The following is a 22,418-nucleotide window of genomic DNA, read 5'->3' on the forward strand; positions in this document are numbered from 1 at the left end:
TCCAAGGGGTGCGTGAGTACGGCGGGAAGGCGGGGTGGCGCGGGCTGACGGTGCTCAGGCGCACGGACATGCCGCGCTGGCGAGGCGGCACAGGTCGACGTGCAGCCGCGCCACGAGCAGCGTGCCCGGCGCCTTGTCGCTCACGTCGTGGGAAACCATGGGGTCATCGTATCGATTCCCCCGGGGCCCCAGAGGGGGTCGTCCCAGGATGCGGACCGTGCCGTCTCAGATGTAGGAGTCGACGATCTCGACGGGTTCCTCGGTGACCTCGCCGTCCAGGATGCGGAACGAGCGGAACTGGAAGGGGCCGGCGTCGTCGGTGTCGGCGGTGGAGACCAGTACGTAGTGGGCGCCGGGCTCGTTGGCGTAGGAGATGTCGGTGCGCGAGGGGTAGGCCTCGGTGGCGGTGTGGGAGTGGTAGATGACCACCGGCTCCTCGTCGCGGTCGTCGAGGTCGCGGTAGAGCTTGAGGAGGTCGGTGGAGTCGAACTCGTAGAACGTGGGCGAGCGGGCCGCGTTGAGCATCGGGATGTGCCGCTCGGGGCGGCCGCTGCCGGCCGGTCCCGCGATCACGCCGCAGGCCTCGTCCGGGTGGTCGGCGCGCGCGTGGGCGACGAGTGCGTCGTGCAGGGCGCGGGTGATGGTCAGCATGGTCGTCAGGATAGAGGGGTGCGTGCCCGGCCCCCCTGGCGAGGGCGGCGGCCGCCGTACGGGGGTACGGCGGCCGCGGGCCGGGACGCGGACGGGGTCACTGCGCGGCGGGCGCGGGGGCGGGGCCGCGGGGGGCGCGTCGCTTGAGGGCGAGGTAGCCGGTGCCCAGCAGGGCCGACCAGACGAGCCACACGTACAGGCCGAGCCGGGTGTCGGCGTCGGTCGCCATCAGGACGGCGACGAGGAGCAGCGCGGCGATGCCGAGCCAGTTGGTGACCGGGGCGCCCGGCATGCGGAAGTCGGAGGCGGGCAGCAGGCCGGCGCGGACCTTGGCGCGGTAGCGCAGGTGCGCGGCGAGGATCATGATCCAGGTCCACAGTCCGGCGCAGGTCGCGACGGAGGTGATGTAGACGAACGCCTTGTCCGGGGAGACGACGTTGACGATGACGCCGATGCCCATGACGAGGGTGGACATGACGAGGGCGGGCAGCGGGAGTTGGCGGTCGCTGAGCTTCGCGACGGCCTTGGGCGCCTCGCCGTTGACGGCCAGGCCGCGCAGCATGCGGCCGGTGGAGTAGATGCCGGAGTTGCAGGAGGACAGGGCGGCGGTGAGGACGACGAAGTTCATGATGCCGGCGGCGCCGGGGATGCCGACCTGGACGAAGACCTGGACGAAGGGGCTGACTCCGGGGTCGTACTTGGTCCAGGAAAACACGGAGAGCAGGACGATCAGGGTGCCGACGTAGAAGATGCCGATGCGGACGGGGAGGGTGTTGATCGCCTTGCGCAGGGTCTGCTTGGGGTTCTCGGCCTCGCCCGCGGTGATGCCGACGAGTTCGACGCCGAGGTAGGCGAAGATCACGCCCTGCATGGCGAGCATGGCCTGCCAGGCGCCGTTGGGGGCGAAGCCGCCGTCGGTCCACAGGTGGGTGACGGAGGCGGTGTCGCCGGCGGAGGAGAAGCCGAAGGTCAGGATGCCGACGCCGATGACGATCATCGCGATGATCGCGGTGACCTTGATGGTGGAGAACCAGAACTCCAGCTCGCCGAAGATCTTGACCGAGACGAGGTTGGCGACGAACAGCACGACGAGGGCGACCGCGGCGGTGGACCAGACCGGCACCGACGGCCACCAGAAGTTGATGTAGGCGCCGGCGACGGTGACCTCGGACATGCAGGCGGTGACCCACAGCGCCCAGTACGACCAGCCCGTGGCGAAGCCGGCGAACGGCCCGAAGAACTCGCGGGCGTAGTCGGCGAAGCTGCCGGAGGTGGGGCGGTAGGTGAGGAGTTCGCCAAGGGCCCGCATGATGAAGAAGATCACGATGCCGGCGCCGGCGTAGCAGGCGATGAGGCTGGGTCCGATGGCGGCGATGCCCTTGCTGGACCCGTAGAACAGGCCGGTGCCGATGGCGCCGCCGATCGCGATCATCTGGACCTGTCGGGCGCTGAGTCCGCGCTTGTAGCCCTCTTCCGGCCCGGTCCCCGTGGCGCCGCCGCCGGATTCGTACTGCTCGACCTGCGTCGAGGTCATGGTGCTGTGCCTTTCTCCGTGCCCGTCCGGCCGTGACGGCCCGGATCGGGTTCCGATCCCCCCGGATGGTGGAGGTGCACGCCGGGGTCAGCCGGCCACGCGACCGACCGCGACAGGGGTGGCGTCACGGCCGGTGGTCGAGGATTCGTATCACGGGGTGTGCGCCGGGCACGCAGCGCAAATGTGGCACATGGCACAGGGAGAAGCAGACAAAAGGTGCGCCGAATGGGAAGGCGGTCGGCGGCGGAGACGTCATCGTTATCCGGAATTGAGGGTCGTCTGAGCGAACGGACGCCCTTTCCGGATCACGGCATGAGGGTCTCCACGAGGCTCTCCTGGAGTCCGCCGAGCCAGAGGTAGGCCATGACGAGCGGCTTGCGCGGGTCGGAGTCCGGCAGCCGGTACAGCTCGCTGTCCTCGTCCTCGCTGACCTCCAGCCGGGTCCCCATGGTCAGCCGCAGGTCGTTGAGGGTGCCGAGCCACTGGCGGGCCTGCCCGGGGTCGAGGGTCAGGACCGCTCCCCCGTCGCCGCCGGCCGAGAGGGAGTCGAGGCTGCGGACGACGGCGAGGGCGTCGTCGCGCTTGCGGGTGCGCAGGTCGTTCTCGGTGAAGCGGCGGAACTCCGAGGAGTCGGCCTCCTCCTCGTACGCGTCGGGGAAGAGCCGGGCGAGCGCCGGGTCCTGCGGGGGCCGGGTGGGGCCCTCGGCGAACAGTTCGGCCAGCGGGTCGGCCGGTTCGTCGCCGTCGGCGGCGTCGCCGGGGCCGATCAGTTCGAGGAGTTGCACGGCCAGGCTGCGCAGGATGGAGATCTCGACGTCGTCGAGCGCGACGGCGGCGCCGCCTGCGGCGGCGGTCTGGAAGTACCCGGGCATGTCGGTATCAGCCGTCCCTCAGGGGCTCGGTGGTCTCGGTTCTCGGTGGTCTCGGTGGTCTCGCGGGTCCCGCGGTGTCAGCGGTCCTGCGTCAGGGTGGCCCACAGCCCGTAGCCGTGCATGGCCTGCACGTCGCGTTCCATCTCCTCGCGCGTGCCGCTGGACACGACGGCCCGGCCCTTGTGGTGCACGTCGAGCATGAGCTTGGTGGCCTTGTCCTTCGGGTAGCCGAAGTACGCCTGGAAGACGTAGGTCACGTAGCTCATCAGATTGACCGGGTCGTTGTGGACGACAGTCACCCAGGGAACGTCCGGGGACGGCACCTCGAAGGGGGCCTCGCTCGACTCGGTCCGTTCGATCTCTGCGGGGGCGACACTCACGGGACCCATGCTGTCACCAGAGGGTGCCCGCAGGGAAACCGGCTCCCGAGAAATCGTCACTCTGACGAGAGTTGGGGGTAGCATCCTCAGACATGAGCACTGCAGACCTGGGGCTGCCCGTCACGGTCCCCTCCACCGCGCTGTTCACCGACCGGTACGAGCTGACCATGCTGCAGGCCGCGCTGCGCAGCGGCGCCGCCCACCGCCGTTCGGTGTTCGAGGTGTTCACCCGCCGGCTGCCCGAGGGGCGCCGGTACGGGGTGGTGTGCGGCACCGGCCGGGTGCTGGACGCGGTGGAGAACTTCCGCTTCGACGCCGACATCCTGTCCTTCCTGGAACGGGAGCGGGTGGTGGACGGGCCCACACTGGAGTGGCTGGCCGGGTACCGCTTCCGCGGCGACGTCCACGGCTACCCCGAGGGGGAGGTGTACTTCCCCGGCTCGCCGGTCATGCGGGTCGAGGGCACCTTCGCCGAGGCGGTGGTGCTGGAGACGGTGGTGCTGTCCATCCTCAACCACGACTCGGCGATCGCGGCGGCCGCCTCCCGGATGGCCGTGGCCGCCGCGGGCCGGCCGCTGATGGAGATGGGGGCCCGCCGTACCCACGAGCTGGCGGCGGTGGCGGCCTCCCGCGCCGCCTACGTCGGGGGCTTCGCCTCCTCCAGCAACCTGGCCGCCGGGTTCCGTTACGGCCTGCCGACCATCGGCACCAGCGCGCACGCCTTCACCCTCCTCCACGACGACGAGCGGGACGCCTTCACCGCGCAGGTCGAGTCGCTCGGCAGCGGCACCACGCTGCTGGTCGACACCTACGACGTGGTGTCGGCCGTGCGGGCCGCCGTGGAGATCGCCGGCCCCGAGCTGGGGGCGGTGCGCATCGACTCCGGGGACCTGCTGCTGCTCGCCCACCGGGTGCGGCAGCAGCTGGACGACCTGGGGGCGAAGAACACCCGGATCGTGGTGACCTCCGACCTGGACGAGTACGCGATCGCCTCGCTGGCCGCGGCTCCGGTCGACGCGTACGGGGTGGGCACCTCGCTGGTGACCGGCAGCGGCCATCCGACCTGCTCGATGGTGTACAAGCTGGTCGCCCGCGCCACTTCCGACGACCCCGCCGCGCCCTTGGTGCCGGTGGCGAAGAAGTCCATGGGCGGCAAGGCCAGCATCGGCGGCCGCAAGTGGGCGGCCCGGCGGCCGGACGCCGACGGGATCGCCGAGGCGGAGGTGATCGGCACCGGCCCGGTCCCGGGGCCGCTGGCGGACCGGCAGCTGCTGGTGCCGCTGGTGCTGGGCGGCGAGACCGTGCACCGCGAGCCGCTGGACGCCGCCCGCGCCCGCCACATCGAGGCGCGCGCCGCACTGCCGCTGTCCGCGACGCAGCTGTCGCGCGGCGAGCCGGTGCTGCACACCGAGTACATCACCCACTGATCCGCCGGCGGCGCCCTGCCCCGGCCGGGCGCCGCTCACCACAGTCGACAAGCGACAGCGACCGGAAAGGACCGACCGCCATGCACCGCGCACTGATCGTCGTGGACGTGCAGAACGACTTCTGCGAGGGCGGCAGCCTGCCGGTCGCCGGGGGCGCCGAGGTCGCCGCGGGCATCACGGACCTGGTGGGGGACGCCACCGCCGGCTACCGGCACGTCGTGGCGACCCGCGACCACCACGTCTCCCCCGGCGGGCACTTCGCCGACCACCCCGACTTCGTCCACACCTGGCCGCCGCACTGCGTCGCCGGCACCGAGGGCGTCGGCTTCCACCCCAACTTCGCGCCGGCGGTCGCCTCCGGCGCGGTGGAGGCGGTCTTCGACAAGGGCGCGTACGCGGGCGCGTACAGCGGTTTCGAGGCCGCCGACGAGAACGGCACCGGGCTGGCCCGGTGGCTGCGCGAGCGCGGGGTGGCGGAGGTCGACGTGGTCGGCATCGCCACCGACCACTGCGTGCGGGCGACCGCGCTGGACGCCGTGCGGGAGGGCTTCCGCACCCGGGTGCTGCTCGACCTGACGGCCGGCGTCATGGCGGAGACGACCGAGCGGGCGCTGGAGGAGCTGCGCGCGGCCGGCGCGGAGCTGTCCGGGAAGCCGGTCGTGCGCGGACGGGCCTGACACCCGGGCCCCGCCGGGGTTCAGCGGCGCACGGTCGGGCCCAGCAGTGCCCCGATCGACTGCCAGGGGGCGGCGGGTGCGGAGGGGATGCGGCGCCAGACCAGGCCGTCGGGGTGGTGCAGGACGGCGTTGATCTCGTCGGACGTCGGGGGCTCCATGTTGCCGACGAGGCGGGCGGCGCGGAAGCCGAGGTTCCGCAGGCGGGTCAGCGCGCGCTGGCGGTTGACGGCGACGACCAGCACCCTGATGTACTCGTCCGGGGCCCCGCCGGGCGAGGGCAACCGGAGGGCCACGACGACGTCGCCGCTGGGGAGCCGGGTGAAACCGCCGCTGGCCATAAGCACATGATCGGCAGATCGGCCCCCGTCCACCAGGGGACGGGGGCCGATCAGGTCACTTCGGGTGGTGCGCGATCACTTCTTGGAGGGGCTGACCAGGAGGGTGACGGTGCTGCCGTCCCGGGCCTCGTGGATGATCGTGATGCGGGTGTTGGTCGGGGACGTCTTCACGCTGCCCGTGGGGTTCTCCGAGGACCAGTAGGAGTTGCGGTCGTCGAAGACCGGGTTGCCCGGCAGGCTCGGGATCTTGGTGGCGACGCCGTTCTTGTGCAGGGTGAGGGCGTCGGTGCGGGCCCAGGTGAACGTGGAGTCGTAGGCCTGCACGCGGTTGCGCTGCAGCGTGCCGTCCTTCCACTTCAGCGCCTTGGGGTGGGCGTCGATCGGGAGGATCCGGCCGGCACCCGGGTGCGCGCTGACGTTGTTGTCGTTCATCGAGGTGTCCCACAGCCAGATCAGCAGGCCGTTCTGGTACGCGTAGTGCTCGACCCAGTTGTCCTTGGGGGCGGCGAACCCGAAGTTGTAGGGGCCGACCTTGAGGGTCTTGTCGTACGAGACGTACTGCCGGTTCTCCGCGATGTAGTACTGCGCGTACTCCTCGGAGAACGTGGAGCCCTTGGCCGTGAAGCCGTTCGCGGTCCAGCCGTTGTCACCGGACTCGGCGCCGTCGCTGAACACGGTCGCGCCGTCGGCGGTCAGGGTGATCGCATCGGCGAGGAAGCCCTTCTGGGCCACGCCGCCGTCGGACTGGTAACGGAAGCGGAGCTTGACCGACTCGCCGGCGTAGGCGTCCAGCGGGAGCACCATGTCCTGGTAGGAGGCCGCGGTGCCGGTCAGCGCGGGCTTGCCGCTGGCGTCACGCGGGAGCGGGGCGCCGCCGATGGTGCCGTCGACCGCGTTCCAGGTGGCGCCGCCGTCGGTGGACACCTCGGTGTAGAGGTAGTCGTAGTTCTCCTCGATGTCGTACCAGCCCTTGAGGGCCAGGCTCGCCGAGGTCTTGCCGGTGAGGTCGACGTCGCGGGTGAGGGTGTTGCTCAGGTTGTCACCGCTGCCGCTCCACCACTGCCTGGTGCCCTCGGCCGGGGTGGCCAGCTCGGTGGTCACGGTCTTCTCCGGGAGCGTGACGACCAGACCCTGCTTCTTCGCGGTGTTGTACTCCGCGACGCCGAGGGTGTTGAGCGAGGTCTTGCCGGCCTTGGCGGTGGCGTAGTTCAGCCAGCCCAGCTGCAGCTTGTCCCAGGCCGTCATGTCGCCGGGCAGGTCGCCGATGGCGTCCTTGCCGGTGCCGAGCCAGGAACCGGACGACATCAGCGTCCAGAAGCCGGTGGAGTTCTCGGCGGTGTTGGTGGTGTCGTAGTGGTCCGGCAGACCGAGGTCGTGGCCGAACTCGTGGGCGAAGACGCCGAGGCCGCCGTTCTCCGGCTGCACGGTGTAGTCGCCGACCCACACGCCGGTGTCACCGATCTGCGTGCCGCCGAGCAGGTTGCCCTGGGGGCCGGTGGCGCCGGCGTCGGTACCGAACGCGTACCAGCGGTGGGCCCAGATCGCGTCCTCGCCCTGGGCACCGCCGCCGGCGGACTCGTCCTCGCCGGCGTGCACGATCTGGAAGTGGTCGATGTAGCCGTCGGCCTCGTTGAAGTTGCCGTCGCCGTCGTAGTCGTAGCGGTCCCACTGGTCGTACTCGGCCAGCTTCGCCTTGATCGTGGCGGCGCTGTCACCGGCGGCCTTGCGGGTGGCGACCCACTTGTTCACCGCGTCCGCGACGAGGTTCCAGGTGCAGGTGTCGCACTTGTTGCTGCCGTACCGGGCCTCGTTCCAGTCGACCTTGACCCAGTCGGCGACCTCGCCGGCGACCGAGTAGCGGCCGGAGGACTGCCTCTCGTAGTACTTGGCCACGGACTCCTTGTCCGCGGCCTTGGAGAAGTACAGGTCCTGGAAGTGCTGCCGGTTGTAGTCGGCCTGCCATTCCGTGCTGTTGTCCTTGGTGCGGTCCGGCTTGGCTATCTGGTTGTGCGCGGGACCGGGCGTGCCGCCGTACGCGGGGTCGGTGTTGTTGCCGAACTCCGCGAGGATCACGAAGATCTTGTCGGTCTTCTCGCGCGCGAGCTCGACGTACTTGTTCTTGCCGAGCTTCACCACGTCCGAGGCACCGCGGTCCTCGACCTTGGACTTGCCGGAGATGACCTGCTCGATCGCCTGCTGGCGCTGGGCGGCCTGACGCTCGCTCAGCGGGCCCTTCAGATCGTGCTCGACACGCTCCGCCTTCGCCGGGTCGTGCCGCACGACGCGACCGGCCTGCGGGTCGGCCTGGGCTGCCGCGACGGGGAAGGCGGTGGCGCCTATTGCGGCGATCGCCACGGCCAGAGCGGCGGATCTGATGGTCCGTCGTTGGCTTATCACGATGTATTGACCTCCCTAGGGTGAAGCCATTGCACCGGAGTGACGCGTGAAAAGACAGATCTTGACTTGACCATGACCGACAAGTACGGTGAGCGACCGGCCGGTTGCACATAGCGGACACCGCGGCCCGAGCAAGTACCTTTCGCCGCAGATCCGTTGGGCCCGCCAAGATCGTGATGCGACCCCATGCGCCCCCCGTGCTTCCGCACCGTGGGTTAGGTCACGCTTACCGGGCGTTCCGCGCGGGCATCTCGCACCGTAGGGTCGGTGGTTGGCGTGCCACGTCCGAACCACCCGGAAGACGGCCCTGGCCGACGCTCCGCCACAATCGACGCATATGAGGACGGATCAGCCATGCCACGTCCCACCCCCGCGCAGCTGACGTACGGTTCCGCGACCGTGGTGCTCTCCACCCTCGCGATGTTGCTGCTCTCCGAGGCGAGATCGGGCTTCGCGGTGGCGGTCATCGCCGCGGCGGGACTGGCGCTCGGTGTCCTGGTCGCCGTGACGGCGGCGATCCCGGCCGGCACCCGGCGCACCCGGCGCGAACCGCCCGCCGAGCCGCACCCGGTCCCGCGGCCCCGTGTCCGCGGCAACGCCGAAGCCCGCCTGGGCGAGCACTCGCTGCGACGCTGAGCGCCACACCCCCCGAACACGCCGACGGCCCCGGAGCGGATGCTCCGGGGCCGTCGTCTACGTGGGGGTGCGCGTCAGGCCTGGACGACGACGGTCTTGGCCGCCTTGTCGTGCCAGCACTGACGGTACGGCTTGTCCCACAGGTGCCACAGGACGTTCAGCAGCGACAGGATGAAGCCCACGCACGGCACGATGCCGACGAAGGAGTACACCGCCGCGCGACCCCAGGCGGCGCCGCCGGGCGGGCTGCCGTCGGCCAGCTTGGCCACACGGATCTTCATGACCTTCTTGCCGATGGTCTGACCCGTGGACTGGAGCATCAGGCCCTCGTAGGCGAACGCACCGGCGAAGACGAGCAGCTCGATGCCGAGCAGCGCGCCGGTGTCCGTGAGGGAGGTGCCCGTCACGGCCATCAGGATGATGAGCGCGACGAGGAAGATGCCGCCGTCGATGAGCCGGGCGAGGAAGCGCTGGCCGCTGCCGGCCAGCGGGGGCATGCCCGCCAGGGCCGGGTCCGTGGGCATCTGGCCGTAGCCGGGCGCCTGCTGCGGATAGGCGTAGGGCTGCTGCTGCGGGAACGGCTGCTGCTCGTACGGGTTCTGGCCCTGGGGCTGCTGCTGCCCGTACGGCTGCTGGCCGTACGGGTTCTGGTCCCCCGAGCCGCCCTGCGGGTAACCGTACCCGGGCGGTTGATTCGAACTCATGGAGTGAGTAAATCAGCCGGGAATGACGGCGCATAGACGCAGATGGTCACGGCCCTGCGACGATCACCCCACAGCGTGTCTTACTCCACCGAAACCACCACGGTTTGCCCCGCTTTGTCGTGCAGGCACTGGCGGTACGGCTTGTCCCAGGTGCACCAGAGCACCTCGATGATCCAGAAGATCTCACCGCAGCACGGGATGATCGGCACCAGCGCGTAGACCCCCTCCCGCTTGAGCGCCGCCGGGGTCGTCGGCTTGGTGCCGTCGGTGAGCATGCCGACGCGCACCCTGAGCAGCTTCTTGCCGAGGCTCTGCCCGTACCGGGTGAGCATGAACACCTGGTAGGCCAGGTAGATCACGGCGTAGATCACGCTCTGGGAGAACAGCGCGCCGGTGGTGTCGTAGTCGTAGTTCCAGATCAGACCGGTGAGGCCGTAGACCGGGATGCCGACGATCAGCGCGTCGACGATGCGTGCGACCAGCCGGCGCCCGCGGTTCGCCAGCGGGGGCATGCCCGCCAGGGGGTCGGGTTCGCCCATGCCGTAGGGGCCGCTCGCGTACGGGTCGCCGGCGCCGCCGTACGCCGGGGGCGGCTGGTCGTAGGGCGAGCCGCCGGCCGGGGGCTGGTACGGGGGCGGCGGGTACGGCTGCTGACCCGGCGGCGGCTGACCGGGTGCCTGCTGACCGGGTGCCTGCTGACCCGGCGGAGGCTGCTGACCGGGCGGCGGTGACTGCCCGGGCGGCGGCGGCTGCGCGGGCCCGGACGGCTCCCGGGGCGGCTTGGCGAACGGGTCCTCGGGCTGGTCGGTGCTCATGCCCCGAGTGAAACCCGTACGATTCGGCCGCGCCTCCGGCGGGGGCCGTTCGGGTGTCAGCGGTCGCGGGCCACGAAGGTGCGCGCCGCCTTGTCGTGCCAGCACTGCCGCCACGGCCGGTCGAACAGGCACCACACCAGTCCGAGGAAGCCGATCACCAGCGCGTCCAGCACCGTGTGGGTGAGCCAGCGGCGCAGCGCCTGCCCGAAGCCGGGCTCGTACTGGCTCTCGATGTCGAGCACGCGCAGGCCGAGCAGCTTCTTGCCGAGGGTGCGGCCCCATTTGGCGGTGGGCAGCACCTCGTACAGCAGTCCGGTGACGAGCACCACCGCGGCGACGATGCCCAGTTGCAGGCCCGTCGTGCCGTCGATCAGCCAGACCGTCACCTCTTCGCCGGTCAGGCGGGCGGCGTCCACCTTGTCGCGCAGGTGCTCGTACGCCGCCGTCCCCAGCGGCACCGCGGCCGCCGCGACGAGCGCGCCCACCACGGCGGTGTCGATCAGCCGGGCCACCAGACGCTTCCCGGGCGACGCGGGGCGTGCCTGCTGCTGCGCGGCGGCGAACGGGTCGTCGGCGACCGGCCGCCACGGTGCGGGGGACGCCGCCTCCCCGCCCTGCGCGGGGACCTGACGGGCCAGGTCGTGCACCTGCTGGGCCCACGGCACGGCCGGGGACTGCTGCCCGGGCACGGCGCTCTCGGTCGCCGCGGACGCGGTGGCGGCGGCCGCGGACGGGGACGCGGATCCCGTGCGGGCGGGCGCCGGAGCCGGGGCCGGCGAGGGGGTGGGAGCAGGGGCGGGGGTCCGTGCCGGGGCGGGGGCCGTGGCCTGTGCCCGCGCGGGCGCCGCGGGCTGCTCCGCGCGCTCGGCGGCGCCCCACGACACGCGGGGCGAGGGGTCCTGCCGGGCCGGGTCGGCGGCCCACGCCCGCTCCACGGCGGGCTCCGGACGGGCCTCCTGCTGCGGCTGTTGCGGCTGTTGTGGCTGCGGCTGCAGTCCGGTGACGGTCTCGGGTCCGCGTTCGGCCCGCGGCGCCCGCGGGTCCTCGTCCAGGAACATCGGCCCGGACTCCTCCAGCGCGGGGGTCCGCGGCGTCGCGGCCGCCTCCGGGGTCCCGGGGGCCTCCGGGACGGGGGGCACGGGCGGCGGTGCCAGCGCGGGACCGGCCGCGGCCACGGCCGCACCGGACGGCGGCGCCAGGTCCTCCCCGGGCCGCGGGGCGGGACGGCTCGTGCCGGGCACCCACGAGGAGCCGTTCCAGTACCGGATGTAGCCCGGGATGGACGGGTCCGGGTAGTACCCGGGACCTGGCAGACTCCCGCCGCTGCTACCGGAGGTCATCCGTGACAACTCCCCTCACGACCGACACGCTCGACCAGCCCGCCGTCCCCCGGCGTGCAAGGAGGACACTAACGAAGAACGCGGCGGGCGGACGAAAGAAACGATCCGTGGGCGAGGATCGGCATTCCGGGGCAAATCCCGGCTACCGAACCGATACGCTTCCGAACTGACACCGCCTCGGACGGACGGGGACGTGCGCGCCGCGGAGCCGTGGGCGCGGCGGGGGCGGGAACGGGAGGACCGTCGCAGGGCCGGACGCACCCCCAGCCGGGGCGGACGGCGACGTTCCGTGTGTACCGCATCCATCTCGCGTGTGCAGGCCTTCGGGAAAAGTCCCCCCGATCGCCGGAACCCGCGTAATGGTGAAGGCCGTATGCGCTCTCTCCCGGTGCGGGCCCCGCGCAGCACCCGCCGCGCAGCACCGCCAGGGGCCTTCGCGCCGAGGAAAGGACGACGAGATGCAGACCGTGGTCGAACGCGAGCTGGAGATGCACCTGGTGCTGTCGCCGGAGCGCAGCATCGCCGTCCCGGCCAGGCTGGTCTACCGGGCCGAGGACCCCTTCGCCGTGCACATCACCTTCCACATCGGCTCGAACTGCCCCGTCAGCTGGACCTTCGCGCGGGAGTTGCTGGTCGAGGGGGTGTTCCGGCCGAGCGGGCACGGTGACGTGCGGATCTGGCCGACCAAGACGGACGGGCGGAGCGTGATCTGCATGGCCCTCAGCTCGCCGGACGGCACCGCCCTGCTGGAGGCGTCCTCGCACCCGGTGGCGGCGTGGCTGGAGCGGACGCTGCGGGCGGTGCCGCCGGGGACGGAACTGGACCACCTGTCCATGGACGAACGGCTGGACGAGCTGCTGGCGCCGGCCGCCGGCGAGGGGGCGCGCGACGAGCGCCGTACGCGCGACCCCTGGCAGGGCTCCGACGAGCCGCCGGACGCCTGAGGCGGGGACCTCGGGGCCCGGCGGCCGGAGAGCGGGGTCAGAACACCTTGCCCGGGTTGAGGATGCCGAGCGGGTCGAAGACGGCCTTGATGCCGCGCTGCATCTCCACGCCCACCGGGCCGAGTTCGCGCGCCAGCCACTCCTTCTTCAGCACCCCCACGCCGTGCTCCCCGGTGATCGTGCCGCCGAGTTCCAGGCCGAGCGCCATGATCTCGTCGAAGGACTCGCGCGCACGGCCGGACTCCCCGGGGTCGGCGGCGTCGAAGCACACCACGGGGTGGGTGTTGCCGTCGCCGGCGTGCGCGCACACGCCGATCGTCAGGTCGTGCTTGCGGGCGATCGCCGCGACCCCGTCGAGCATCGCGGCGAGCCTGCCGCGCGGCACGCAGACGTCGTCGATCATCGTGGCCGTGGAGACCCGCTCCAGCGCGGGCAGCGCCATCCGCCGCGCCTGCAGCAGCATTTCGGACTCCATCGCGTCCTCGGCCGGCACCACCTGCGTCGCCCCGGCGGCTGTGCACAGCTCCCCCACCGCGGCGAGGTCGGCGGCCGGGTCGGGGGTGTCGAAGGCGGCCAGCAGCAGCGCCTCGGTGGACTCGGGCAGTCCCATGCTGGTCATGGCGTTGACCGCGCGCACGGTCGTGCCGTCCATCAGCTCCAGCAGCGAGGGCACGTGGCCGCCGGCCATGATGTCGCAGACCGCCGCGCAGGCCGCCTCGGCCGAGGGGAACTCGGCGACCAGCGCCAACTGCTCGGGCGGCGCGGGCTTGAGCGCCAGCACGGCCCGCACCACGATGCCGAGGCTGCCCTCGGAGCCGACGAGGAGCCGGGTCAGGTCGTAGCCGGCGACGCCCTTGGCGGTGCGCCGGCCGGTGCGCAGCAGCCGCCCGTCGGCCAGGACGACCTCCAGGCCGAGCACGTACTCGGCGGTGACGCCGTACTTCACGCAGCACAGGCCGCCGGAGCCGGTGCCGATGTTGCCGCCGATGGTGCACTGCTCCCAGCTGGAGGGGTCCGGCGGGTAGTACAGGCCGCGCTCGGCGACGGCGCGGGACAGGGCGGCGTTGACGACGCCCGGTTCGACGACCGCGACGCGGTCGACGGGGTCGATCTCCAGGACGCGGTCCATCCTGGTCAGGGAGAGCACGATGCAGCCGTCGGAGGCGTTGGCGGCGCCCGACAGGCCGGTACGGGCCCCTTGCGGCACGACGGGCACCCGCAGGGCCGTGGCGGTCCGCATGACGTGCTGGACCTGCTCCACGGTGCGCGGCAGGACGACCACGGCGGGTGCCCCGGCCGGGCAGAAGCTGGCCATGTCGTTGGCGTAGGAGGCGGTGACGTCGGGATCGGCGAGGATGGCCTCGTCGGGGAGTCCGGCGCGCAGCCGGTCGATGAGATCGCCCATGCGTCAAGCTTCGCACCGCGCCGCCGCCCGGGGAAGATCACGTCACCGCGCGGGCCCGCGACGTTCTGAGTATCCGTACGGATGGTGGTGCGGGGCGGGGCGCGGCGAGGATGGCCGCCGTGACGGACACGAGGGACACGACGGAGGAAGCGGGCGGCGCAACACCGGCGCGGCGGCGCGCACGGCGCGCGATCGCCGTGCGCTGCGTGTGGACGGTGGTGCTGCTCACCCCGCCGGTGGTGCTGTGGGTCATGGGCGCGGCGGACGCGGCGCAGCACAAGAGCCCCACGGACTGGGTGGGCAACCACCGGACCAAGGTGGCGCTGGAGAACGCGGCCCTGCTCGTCGCGGGCCTGCCCGCGGCGGGCGCGGTGGCCGGCGCCCTCGCCGGTGCGCTGCGGCGGCCGCCGCGCACGGGGCTGTGGGCCGCGACGGGCGCGGTGCTGGGGGCGCTGGCGGTGTGGGGGGTCGGGGTGTGGGCGTTCGTCTCGGCCCTGCGGAACCTCACGATCGTCTTCTGACGGCGGCCGGCGCCGGTCCACGCCCCTCCCCCGTGGAGGCATGGTCCGGCGCCGGAGTCCGCGGCATCGGCGATCAGAGGTTGCCGCGACGCTCCTGCTCGCGCTCGATCGCTTCGAAGAGCGCCTTGAAGTTGCCCTTGCCGAAGCCCATCGAACCGTGCCGCTCGATCATTTCGAAGAAGACGGTCGGGCGATCCTGGACAGGCTTGGTGAAGATCTGCAGCAGGTAGCCGTCTTCGTCCCGGTCTGCCAGGATCTTCAGCTCGCGCAGGGTGTCGATCGGGACACGGGTGTCGCCGACCCACTCGCCGAGGGTGTCGTAGTAGGAGTCGGGGGTGTCGAGGAACTCGACGCCCGCTGCGCGCATGGCGCGGACCGAGGCGACGATGTCGTTGGTGGCGAGGGCGATGTGCTGGACGCCCGGGCCGCCGTAGAACTCCAGGTACTCGTCGATCTGGGACTTCTTCTTGGCGATCGCGGGCTCGTTGATGGGGAACTTGACCTTCAGCGTGCCGTCCGCGACGACCTTCGACATCAGCGCCGAGTACTCGGTGGCGATGTCGTCACCGACGAACTCCTTCATGTTGGTGAAGCCCATGACCCGGTTGTAGAAGGTCACCCACTCGTTCATCCTGCCGAGCTCGACGTTGCCGACGCAGTGGTCGATCGCCTGGAAGAACCGCTTGGCCGGCGGCTCCACGATCGGCTCGGCGGCGACGTAGCCGGGCAGGTACGGGCCCTTGTAGGCGCCGCGCTCGACGAGGGTGTGCCGGGTCTGGCCGTAGGTGGCGATGGCGGCCAGGACGACGGTGCCGTACTCGTCGCCGACCTCGTGGGGCGCCTCCAGGCCGGTGGCGCCGTGCGCGAGGGCGTACTCGTAGGCGGCACGGACGTCCGGCACCTCCAGGGCCAGGTCCACGACGCCGTCGCCGTGGGCGGCGACGTGCTCCTCCAGGAAGCGGCCGTGGTCGGTGGCGGCCCTGACGACGGAGGTGAAGACGAAGCGGGCGCTCCCGGACTCCAGGACGTAGGACGCGGTCTCGCGGCTGCCGTTCTCCGGTCCGGAGTAGGCCACGCGCTTCATGCCGAACGCCGTCGAGTAGTAGTGGGCGGCCTGCTTGGCGTTGCCCACCGCGAAGACGACCGCGTCCATTCCCTTGACCGGGAACGGGTCCGCGTCGCCGGGGGTGGGGGAAGTGTGATCCAGGGTCTCAGTCATGGCAGCAGCCTCGCCCGGCAGCTCAAGGTGCGCAATAGTTTCCGGAACGACTGGGCACTCTGTACAGCGCTACCGCGAAAAGAGGCGGCATTCTGTGCACGGTGACCACCGTCACAGGAGGGACTGGGGTGCCATGGGGATCGACCGGCTGGACGGACGGCTGATCAAGCTGCTCGCCGAGGAACCGCGGATCGGCGTGCTGGAGGCCTCGCGCCGCCTGGGAGTGGCGCGCGGGACCGTGCAGGCACGACTGGACCGGCTTCAGGCCAATGGGGTGATCCGCGGCTTCGGGCCGCAGGTGGACCCGGCCGCGCTGGGCTACCCGGTGACGGCCTTCGCGACCCTGGAGATCAAGCAGGGGCAAGGCCCGGACGTACGGGCGCACTTGGCGGGCGTGCCGGAGGTCCTGGAACTGCACACCACGACCGGGCAGGGGGACATGCTGTGCCGGCTGGTGGCCCGCTCGAACGCCGATCTCCAACGTGTGATCGACCGGGTTGTGGGCTTTGATGGCATCGTGCGGGCCTCCACGGCGATCGTCATGGAGAACCCGGTCCCGTTGCGGATCATCCCGCTGGTCGAGCAGGCGGCACAGGACGCGGACACGTAGCCGAGGGACGGCAGGGGTGATGCCGGGTGAGCTTCTGGGAGTACCTCGCCGGCCGGCACGAGCAACTGCTGATCGACGCGTACCAGCAGGCCAGCCTGGTCTTCCAGTGCATGGTGCCGGCGACCGCGATCGGGGTGGCGATCGGGGTGCTCTCCTACCGGCGCGACTGGGCCGCGGCCCTGGCCGTGACCTCCACCGCGACGATCCTCACCGTCCCCTCGCTCGCCCTGATCGGCCTGCTCATCCCCTGGCTGGGGCTCGGCGTGCCCCCGACCGTGACGGCGCTGACGCTGTACGGGCTGCTGCCGGTGGTCCGCAACGCGATCGTGGGACTGCGCGGGGTCGACCCGGCGCTGGTCGACGCGGCCCGCGGCATCGGCATGTCCCGGACGGCGGCCCTGGCGCGGATCGAGCTGCCGCTGGCCTGGCCGCCGATCCTGACCGGCATCCGGGTGGCGACCCAGATGCTGATGGGCATCGCGGCGATCGCGGCGTACGCCTCCGGGCCGGGGCTGGGCAACGAGATCTTCCGCGGGATCGCCTCCCTGGGCGGCGCCAACGCGCTCAACCAGGTGCTCGCCGGGACGATCGGCATCGTCGTCCTGGCGCTGCTCTTCGACGCCTGCTACGTGCTGCTCGGGCGGCTCACCATCCCCCGGGGGATCCGTGGCTGAGGCGTCGGGCGCGACCATCGAGCTGGAGCAGCTGACCAAGCGCTACCCGGGCAGCGCGGAGCCGGCCGTCGACGGCGTGAGCATGGAGATCGGGGCAGGCGAGACGGTGATCTTCGTCGGGCCCTCCGGGTGCGGGAAGTCCACCACCCTGAAGATGATCAACCGGCTGATCGAGCCGACCTCCGGCCGCATCCGCATCGGCGGCGAGGACGTCACCGACATGGACCCGGTGAGGCTGCGCCGCAAGATCGGCTACGCGATCCAGTCCTCCGGGCTGTTCCCGCACATGACGGTGGCCGAGAACATCGGGCTCGTCCCCCGGATGGTGGGCTGGTCCAAGGCGCGGGTCCGGGACCGCGTCGAGGAGATGCTGGACCTGGTGGGGCTGGACCCGCGGGAGTTCCGGGGCCGCTACCCGCGGCAGTTGTCGGGCGGTCAGCAGCAGCGCGTCGGGGTGGCGCGGGCGCTGGCGGCGGACCCGCCGGTGCTGCTGATGGACGAGCCCTTCGGCGCCGTCGACCCGATCACCCGTGACCACCTCCAGGACGAACTGATCAGGCTGCAGCACGAACTGCACAAGACGATCGTCTTCGTCACCCACGACTTCGACGAGGCGATCAAGCTCGGGGACCGCATCGCGGTGCTGCGGGAGCGCTCGCACATCGCCCAGTTCGACACCCCCGAGGCGATCCTGACCAATCCGGCCGACGATTTCGTCTCCGGGTTCGTCGGCGCCGGGGCCGCTCTCAAGCGGCTCAACCTGACCCGGGTGCGGGACGTGGGCGTCGCCGACTTCCCCACGGTGCGCCTGGACGACCCCCTGCAGTCGATCTTCGACCGGCTGCGGGAGGCGACCACCACCAACGAGCTGCTGCTGCTGGACCGCAGGGGCCGCCCCTACAAGTGGCTGCGGCGCGGCGACCTGATGCGCGCCAAGGGCTCGCTGGCCCGCGCCGGGACGCTGGTGGGCGACACCGTGACCCGGGACGCGACGCTGCGGGACGCCCTGGAGGCGGTGCTCACCGACAGCAGCGGACGGGTCGCGGTGACCGGGCGGCGCGGCGAGTTCACCGGGGTGGTGGACATGGAGACGCTGCTCAACTCCGTGCACGAACTGCTGGAGGAGGACCGGCTGGCCGCGCTGGAGCACCGTCACGAGCTGGAGGAGACGCGCGCCCCGCAGACCCGGGCCGAGCAGGAGGGCTCCGACCACGAACCGGGGGCACGGGCATGAGCCCCGCCGCCGGACCGCCGGGCGGGACGGGCGGACCGGGTGGCCCGGGCGGCCCGGGTGGCCCGGGCGGCCCGGGCGGCCCCGCGGCGGCCTCCGGGGCCGGCGACGGCACGGCGGGCCCGGAGGAACCGGCGGCCGGTCAGGGCCCCGGCGGCGAACCGGCCGCCCCCGCCGCCGGGCCGGTACGGCGGCTGACCTGGCGGCGGCTGCTGGTCACCCCGGTCGCGCTGGCCCTCGTCCTGCTCGCCACCTACCTGTGGATCACCGGCATCACCCTCGACTCCATCGCCGAGAACGCCCTCGTCGGCGACACCGTCCGGGTACGGCTGTGGCAGCACGTCAAACTTACCGCGATCTCCACCTTCTGGGTGCTGGTCATCGCCGTCCCGCTCGGCATCGCGCTGACCCGGCGGCGGCTGCGTCCGGCCGCTCCGGTGGTGACGGCGATCGCCAACATCGGGCAGGCCACGCCCGCCATCGGGATGCTGGCGCTGCTCGTCATCTGGCTGGGCATCGGGCCCCGCACCGCGCTGGTCGGCATGGTGGTCTACGCGGTGCTGCCGGTGCTCTCCAACACCATGGCGGGTCTGCGGGCCATCGACCCGACCCTGATCGAGGCCTCGCGCGGCATCGGGATGTCGGCGGCCGGGACGCTGTCGCGGATCGAACTCCCGCTGGCCGTACCGCTGATCCTGGCGGGCGTGCGCACCGCGCTGGTGCTCAACGTGGGCACCGCCACGCTCGCCACGTTCGTCGGCGGCGGCGGGCTCGGCGACATCATCACCACCGGGATCGTCACGCAGCGCATGCCGGTGCTCGTGCTGGGCTCGGTGCTCACCGTGGTGCTGGCCCTGCTGGTGGACTGGCTGGCGTCGCTGGCCGAGCAACTGCTGCGCCCGCACGGCCTGGAGACGGCATGACGCGCCGCCTGGCCCTGGCCGCGGGCCTGCTGGTGCTGCTCGCCTGCGCCCCGGGCTGCGGGCTCAAGAGCGGCAGCCCGCTCGTCGACGACGTGCGCCCCGGCTCCCTGGGCAAGGGGCTGCCGCTCAAGGGCGCCTCGCTCACGGTGACGTCCAAGAGCTTCAGCGAGCAGATCATCCTGGGCTCGATGATCGGCCTGGTCTTCAAGGCGGCGGGCGCGGAAGTGCTGGACCGCACCAACATCCAGGGCTCGATCGGGGCGCGGGAGGCGGTCAAGTCCGGTGCCGCGGACGCGATGTACGAGTACACCGGCACCGCCTGGATCACCTACCTCGGCAACGACGAGCCCATCACCGACGCCGGGGAGCAGTGGCGGGCCGTCCGCGACGCCGACCTGCGGAACGGAATCACCTGGCTGCGGCCGTCCACCCTGGACAACACCTACGCCCTGGCCGTCAGCCCGGAGAAGAACCGCCCGTACGGGCTGCGGACACTGTCCGACGTGGCCGCCCTGTCAAGGAGGGACCCCAAGGCCGTCACCCTCTGCGTGGAGAACGAGTTCGCCTCGCGCGACGACGGCCTGCCCGGCATGCGGAAGGCGTACGGCATGGACCTGCCCTCCGCCAACATCCGCAAGATGGACACCGGGATCATCTACACCCAGATCGCCAAGCCGGGTTCCTGCCTGCTCGGCGAGGTCTACACGACCGACGGCCGGATCGCCTCCCTCGGCCTGCAGGTCATGGAGGACGACAAGCACTTCTTCCCCAATTACGACGCCGCCCCCGTCGTCAACAGCAAGGCGCTGGAGCGCTGGCCAGCCATCCGCGGCCTGCTCGACCCGCTGTCGGCGAAGCTGACCACCGACGTGGGCCGGGAGCTCAACGCGAAGGTCGACGTGGAGGGCGAGGACCCGCACGAGGTCGCCAAGGAGTGGCTGGTGAAGGAGGGCTTCATCACGGCGGGCTGAGTCCGCCGGGCGGGCCACCGGCGCCCAGGTTGCAAAGAAAGCATTGCAAAGGAGTCTTTGCAAGCTCTACGGTGGGGGCGTGCCAGACGAACCCACCGCCGACGCGGCCGATCCCGGCGTCATCAGCCTCGACCCGCGCACCCTGCGCGGGCTCGCGCACCCGCTGCGCATCCGGCTGCTCGCCGCACTGCGCGAGTACGGGCCCGCCACCGCCTCGGGGCTCGCGGGCCGGCTCGGCGAGTCCAGCGGCGCCACCAGCTACCACCTGCGGCAACTGGCGGCGTACGGCTTCGTGGAGGAGGACCCGGGGCGCGGCACCGCCCGCGAACGCTGGTGGAAGGCCGCGCACCGGGGCACGCACTTCGACGCCGGGGGCTTCCTCGGCCACGCCGACCCCGAAGTGCGCGCCGCCATCGGCCTGTTCGGGCGGGAGGTCGCGGCGGTCCACGCGACGGAGCTGGAGACCTGGCTCGCCACCGTCGGCGACTGGTCCGAGGAGTGGCGCCGCAGCTTCGACCTCAGCGACTTCGCCCTGCGGCTCACGCCCGGACGGGCCCGCGCCCTGCGGGCCGAGCTGCACGCCGTGGTGGAGAGCTACCGCGACGCGGACACCGACCGGCAGGGCGGCGACGCCGACGACACCGCACACGTTCGCGTCCACCTGCACGCCTTTCCGCGCGCCGCGGACTGACCGCACCGACCACGGGGGACCCGCATGGACACCGAGACCGGCATACCCGACGGCACCGAAGGGGCCACCGCGCCCACCCCGGCACCCGACCCCGCACCCGACCCGCGGCCGCTGCGGCTGGTGCTGGCCGCCAACGTCGTGTCGATCAGCGGCAATTCGCTCACCGTGCTCGCCGTCCCCTGGTTCGTGCTGCAGACCACCGGCAGCGCCGCCCGCGCCGGCTTGGCGGCCTTCTGCGCGACCCTGCCGGTCGTGGTCTCCGCGCTCGTCGGCGGACCGGTCATCGACCGCTTCGGGCGGCGCAGGTCATCGGTCCTGTCGGACGCGGTGTGCGCGGTGGCCGTCGTGGCGATCCCGCTGCTCCACTTCGCGGGCGTGCTGCAGTTCTGGCAGCTGTGCGCGCTGATGGCCGTCAGCGGGCTCTTCCACGGCCCCGGCGAGACCGCGCGCGAGGTACTGTTGCCCGTCCTGGCCGAGCGGGCGGGGACACCGCTGGGGCGTGCCGCGGGCTACTTCGACGGCGCCTCGCGCGGCGCCCGGATGCTCGGCGCCTCGGTCGGCGGCGTCCTCATCGCCGTCCTCGGCGCCGAGGCGGTGCTGCTGCTGGACGCCGCGACCTTCGCCGTCTCCGCGCTGCTGATCGCCCTCGGCGTCCGCGGGCTGCCGGGCGCCGAGCCCGTCAAGGACGCGGCACCGGTCTCCCTGCGCACCTACCGGGCCGAACTGCGCGAGGGCTACGCCTTCCTGATCCGCTCCCGGCTGCTGCTCGCCATCACCTTGATGGTCATGGTGACCAACGGCCTGGACGCGGGCTGGAGTTCGGTGCTGCTGCCGGTGCACGCCGAGCGGGAACTCGGCGGCTCCGTCCAACTCGGACTGCTGTCTGGCCTCTTCGGGGCCGGCGCGCTCGCCGGGGCCCTCCTCTACGGGGCGGTGGGCCACCGCCTGCCGCGATGGCCGGTCTACACGGTGTGCTTCCTGCTGTGCGGCGCGCCCCGGTTCCTGGTCGCCGCGTGGGTGCCCGGGTGGGGCGGCCTGGCGGTGACCATGGTGGCCGGCGGCCTCGCGGCAGGGGCGCTCAACCCGATCCTGGCGACGGTGACGTTCGAGCACATCCCCGACGAACTGCGCACCCGGGCGCTGGGCACCCTCGGCGCCGGGGTGCTGCTCACCACCCCCGTCGGCGGACTCGCCGCGGGCTACCTGGTGGACGGCGCGGGCCTGACCACCGCGCTGCTGCTGACCGGCGGAGCGTACTTCCTGGCCACGTTGTGCCCGCTGGTCTTCCCCTCCTGGCGCCGCATGGACGCCGCGAGGAGCGGCTGACGGCGGCCTAGGTCGTGTCGTCAAACGCCCCCCTGCTCAGCGACGCCTGGCACGGCACCTCGCTGCGTTGTCGAATCGTCCGAGTAGCCCACTACGAGGACGACTCTCCGCCTTGCGATGCACCGCACCAGA

At 72.0% G+C, this 22,418-nt stretch carries 24 protein-coding genes; 12 read left to right on the forward strand and 12 right to left on the reverse strand.

The window, feature by feature from the left end; all coding sequences use genetic code 11:
- Positions 1-54: 54 nt before the first annotated feature.
- From ACZ7MY_RS03875 to clpS, 5 genes are all read right to left on the reverse strand, one after another.
- Positions 55-159, reverse strand: a complete 105-nt coding sequence (locus tag ACZ7MY_RS03875; RefSeq protein WP_431959667.1) for a putative leader peptide — start codon at positions 157-159, stop codon at positions 55-57.
- A gap of 66 nt (positions 160-225) precedes the next feature.
- Entirely contained in the window at positions 226-651 is a 426-nt protein-coding gene (locus tag ACZ7MY_RS03880; RefSeq protein WP_499599280.1) for a M67 family metallopeptidase, read from the reverse strand.
- Between the two features lie 97 nt (positions 652-748).
- Positions 749-2,185: an amino acid permease gene (locus ACZ7MY_RS03885; RefSeq protein WP_499599281.1), complete on the reverse strand. Its 1,437-nt coding sequence runs from the start codon at positions 2,183-2,185 to the stop codon at positions 749-751.
- 305 nt (positions 2,186-2,490) lie between these two features.
- Positions 2,491-3,057: a DUF2017 domain-containing protein gene (locus tag ACZ7MY_RS03890; protein ID WP_499599283.1), complete on the reverse strand. Its 567-nt coding sequence runs from the start codon at positions 3,055-3,057 to the stop codon at positions 2,491-2,493.
- Positions 3,058-3,134: 77 nt separating this feature from the next.
- Positions 3,135-3,446, reverse strand: a complete 312-nt coding sequence (clpS, locus tag ACZ7MY_RS03895) for an ATP-dependent Clp protease adapter ClpS (RefSeq protein WP_499512084.1) — start codon at positions 3,444-3,446, stop codon at positions 3,135-3,137.
- An 83-nt stretch (positions 3,447-3,529) separates the two neighbouring features.
- Here clpS and ACZ7MY_RS03900 point away from each other — a divergent pair, with 83 nt between their 5' ends.
- Positions 3,530-4,864, forward strand: coding sequence for a nicotinate phosphoribosyltransferase (locus tag ACZ7MY_RS03900; RefSeq protein WP_499599284.1), 1,335 nt, complete (start codon positions 3,530-3,532; stop codon positions 4,862-4,864).
- 80 nt (positions 4,865-4,944) lie between these two features.
- The gene (locus ACZ7MY_RS03905) at positions 4,945-5,541 is read left to right on the forward strand and encodes a nicotinamidase (RefSeq protein ID WP_499599286.1); all 597 of its coding nucleotides are present in this window, start codon (positions 4,945-4,947) and stop codon (positions 5,539-5,541) included.
- Positions 5,542-5,561: 20 nt separating this feature from the next.
- Here ACZ7MY_RS03905 and ACZ7MY_RS03910 read toward each other — a convergent pair whose 3' ends face one another.
- Together ACZ7MY_RS03910 and ACZ7MY_RS03915 are read right to left on the reverse strand one after the other, a co-directional pair.
- Positions 5,562-5,879 carry a hypothetical protein gene (locus tag ACZ7MY_RS03910; protein WP_499599288.1) on the reverse strand — a complete coding sequence of 106 codons (318 nt, stop codon included), beginning with the start codon at positions 5,877-5,879 and terminating at the stop codon, positions 5,562-5,564.
- Positions 5,880-5,954: 75 nt separating this feature from the next.
- Positions 5,955-8,276 (reverse strand): immune inhibitor A domain-containing protein, encoded by a 2,322-nt coding sequence (locus ACZ7MY_RS03915; RefSeq protein WP_499599289.1) that lies wholly within the window; start codon positions 8,274-8,276, stop codon positions 5,955-5,957.
- 354 nt (positions 8,277-8,630) lie between these two features.
- Here ACZ7MY_RS03915 and ACZ7MY_RS03920 point away from each other — a divergent pair, with 354 nt between their 5' ends.
- Entirely contained in the window at positions 8,631-8,912 is a 282-nt protein-coding gene (locus ACZ7MY_RS03920; RefSeq protein WP_499599290.1) for a hypothetical protein, read from the forward strand.
- Between the two features lie 74 nt (positions 8,913-8,986).
- On the opposite strand, the gene ACZ7MY_RS03925 is transcribed toward ACZ7MY_RS03920, so the two are convergent.
- The 3 genes from ACZ7MY_RS03925 to ACZ7MY_RS03935 all read right to left on the reverse strand — a co-directional run bounded on the left by ACZ7MY_RS03925 (position 8,987) and on the right by ACZ7MY_RS03935 (position 11,771).
- Positions 8,987-9,616: an RDD family protein gene (locus ACZ7MY_RS03925; RefSeq protein WP_499599292.1), complete on the reverse strand. Its 630-nt coding sequence runs from the start codon at positions 9,614-9,616 to the stop codon at positions 8,987-8,989.
- Between the two features lie 80 nt (positions 9,617-9,696).
- Complete coding sequence (locus ACZ7MY_RS03930; RefSeq protein WP_499599294.1) at positions 9,697-10,431, reverse strand: RDD family protein; 735 nt, start codon at positions 10,429-10,431, stop codon at positions 9,697-9,699.
- Between the two features lie 56 nt (positions 10,432-10,487).
- A complete protein-coding gene (locus tag ACZ7MY_RS03935) occupies positions 10,488-11,771 on the reverse strand; it encodes an RDD family protein (protein WP_499599295.1) in 1,284 nt (427 codons plus the stop codon).
- A gap of 458 nt (positions 11,772-12,229) precedes the next feature.
- Here ACZ7MY_RS03935 and ACZ7MY_RS03940 point away from each other — a divergent pair, with 458 nt between their 5' ends.
- On the forward strand, positions 12,230-12,715 hold the full coding sequence (locus ACZ7MY_RS03940; RefSeq protein ID WP_499599297.1) for an SsgA family sporulation/cell division regulator: 486 nt from the start codon (positions 12,230-12,232) through the stop codon (positions 12,713-12,715).
- Positions 12,716-12,752: 37 nt separating this feature from the next.
- Here ACZ7MY_RS03940 and ACZ7MY_RS03945 read toward each other — a convergent pair whose 3' ends face one another.
- A complete protein-coding gene (locus tag ACZ7MY_RS03945) occupies positions 12,753-14,120 on the reverse strand; it encodes an FAD-binding oxidoreductase (RefSeq protein ID WP_499599298.1) in 1,368 nt (455 codons plus the stop codon).
- Between the two features lie 119 nt (positions 14,121-14,239).
- Here ACZ7MY_RS03945 and ACZ7MY_RS03950 point away from each other — a divergent pair, with 119 nt between their 5' ends.
- Positions 14,240-14,641 carry a hypothetical protein gene (locus ACZ7MY_RS03950; protein ID WP_499599299.1) on the forward strand — a complete coding sequence of 134 codons (402 nt, stop codon included), beginning with the start codon at positions 14,240-14,242 and terminating at the stop codon, positions 14,639-14,641.
- Between the two features lie 73 nt (positions 14,642-14,714).
- Here ACZ7MY_RS03950 and hppD read toward each other — a convergent pair whose 3' ends face one another.
- Entirely contained in the window at positions 14,715-15,860 is a 1,146-nt protein-coding gene (gene hppD / locus ACZ7MY_RS03955; protein ID WP_499599300.1) for a 4-hydroxyphenylpyruvate dioxygenase, read from the reverse strand.
- A gap of 133 nt (positions 15,861-15,993) precedes the next feature.
- Between hppD and ACZ7MY_RS03960 the strand changes: the two genes are divergently transcribed.
- From ACZ7MY_RS03960 to ACZ7MY_RS03990, 7 genes are all read left to right on the forward strand, one after another.
- On the forward strand, positions 15,994-16,470 hold the full coding sequence (locus ACZ7MY_RS03960) for an Lrp/AsnC family transcriptional regulator (protein WP_499512096.1): 477 nt from the start codon (positions 15,994-15,996) through the stop codon (positions 16,468-16,470).
- Between the two features lie 26 nt (positions 16,471-16,496).
- Positions 16,497-17,144 carry an ABC transporter permease gene (locus tag ACZ7MY_RS03965; RefSeq protein WP_499599301.1) on the forward strand — a complete coding sequence of 216 codons (648 nt, stop codon included), beginning with the start codon at positions 16,497-16,499 and terminating at the stop codon, positions 17,142-17,144.
- Positions 17,137-18,378, forward strand: coding sequence for a betaine/proline/choline family ABC transporter ATP-binding protein (locus ACZ7MY_RS03970; RefSeq protein WP_499599302.1), 1,242 nt, complete (start codon positions 17,137-17,139; stop codon positions 18,376-18,378). The genes ACZ7MY_RS03965 and ACZ7MY_RS03970 overlap by 8 nt, the downstream gene beginning before the upstream one ends.
- A complete protein-coding gene (locus ACZ7MY_RS03975) occupies positions 18,375-19,298 on the forward strand; it encodes an ABC transporter permease (RefSeq protein ID WP_499599303.1) in 924 nt (307 codons plus the stop codon). Before ACZ7MY_RS03970 ends, ACZ7MY_RS03975 begins: the two co-directional genes overlap by 4 nt.
- Positions 19,295-20,269 (forward strand): glycine betaine ABC transporter substrate-binding protein, encoded by a 975-nt coding sequence (locus tag ACZ7MY_RS03980; protein WP_499599304.1) that lies wholly within the window; start codon positions 19,295-19,297, stop codon positions 20,267-20,269. Before ACZ7MY_RS03975 ends, ACZ7MY_RS03980 begins: the two co-directional genes overlap by 4 nt.
- Before the next feature lie 79 nt (positions 20,270-20,348).
- Entirely contained in the window at positions 20,349-20,960 is a 612-nt protein-coding gene (locus ACZ7MY_RS03985; protein ID WP_499599305.1) for a helix-turn-helix domain-containing protein, read from the forward strand.
- A 24-nt stretch (positions 20,961-20,984) separates the two neighbouring features.
- Positions 20,985-22,286, forward strand: coding sequence for an MFS transporter (locus ACZ7MY_RS03990; RefSeq protein WP_499599306.1), 1,302 nt, complete (start codon positions 20,985-20,987; stop codon positions 22,284-22,286).
- Positions 22,287-22,418 lie beyond the last annotated feature (132 nt).

Source organism: Streptomyces sp. NPDC111520, assembly GCF_055635295.1.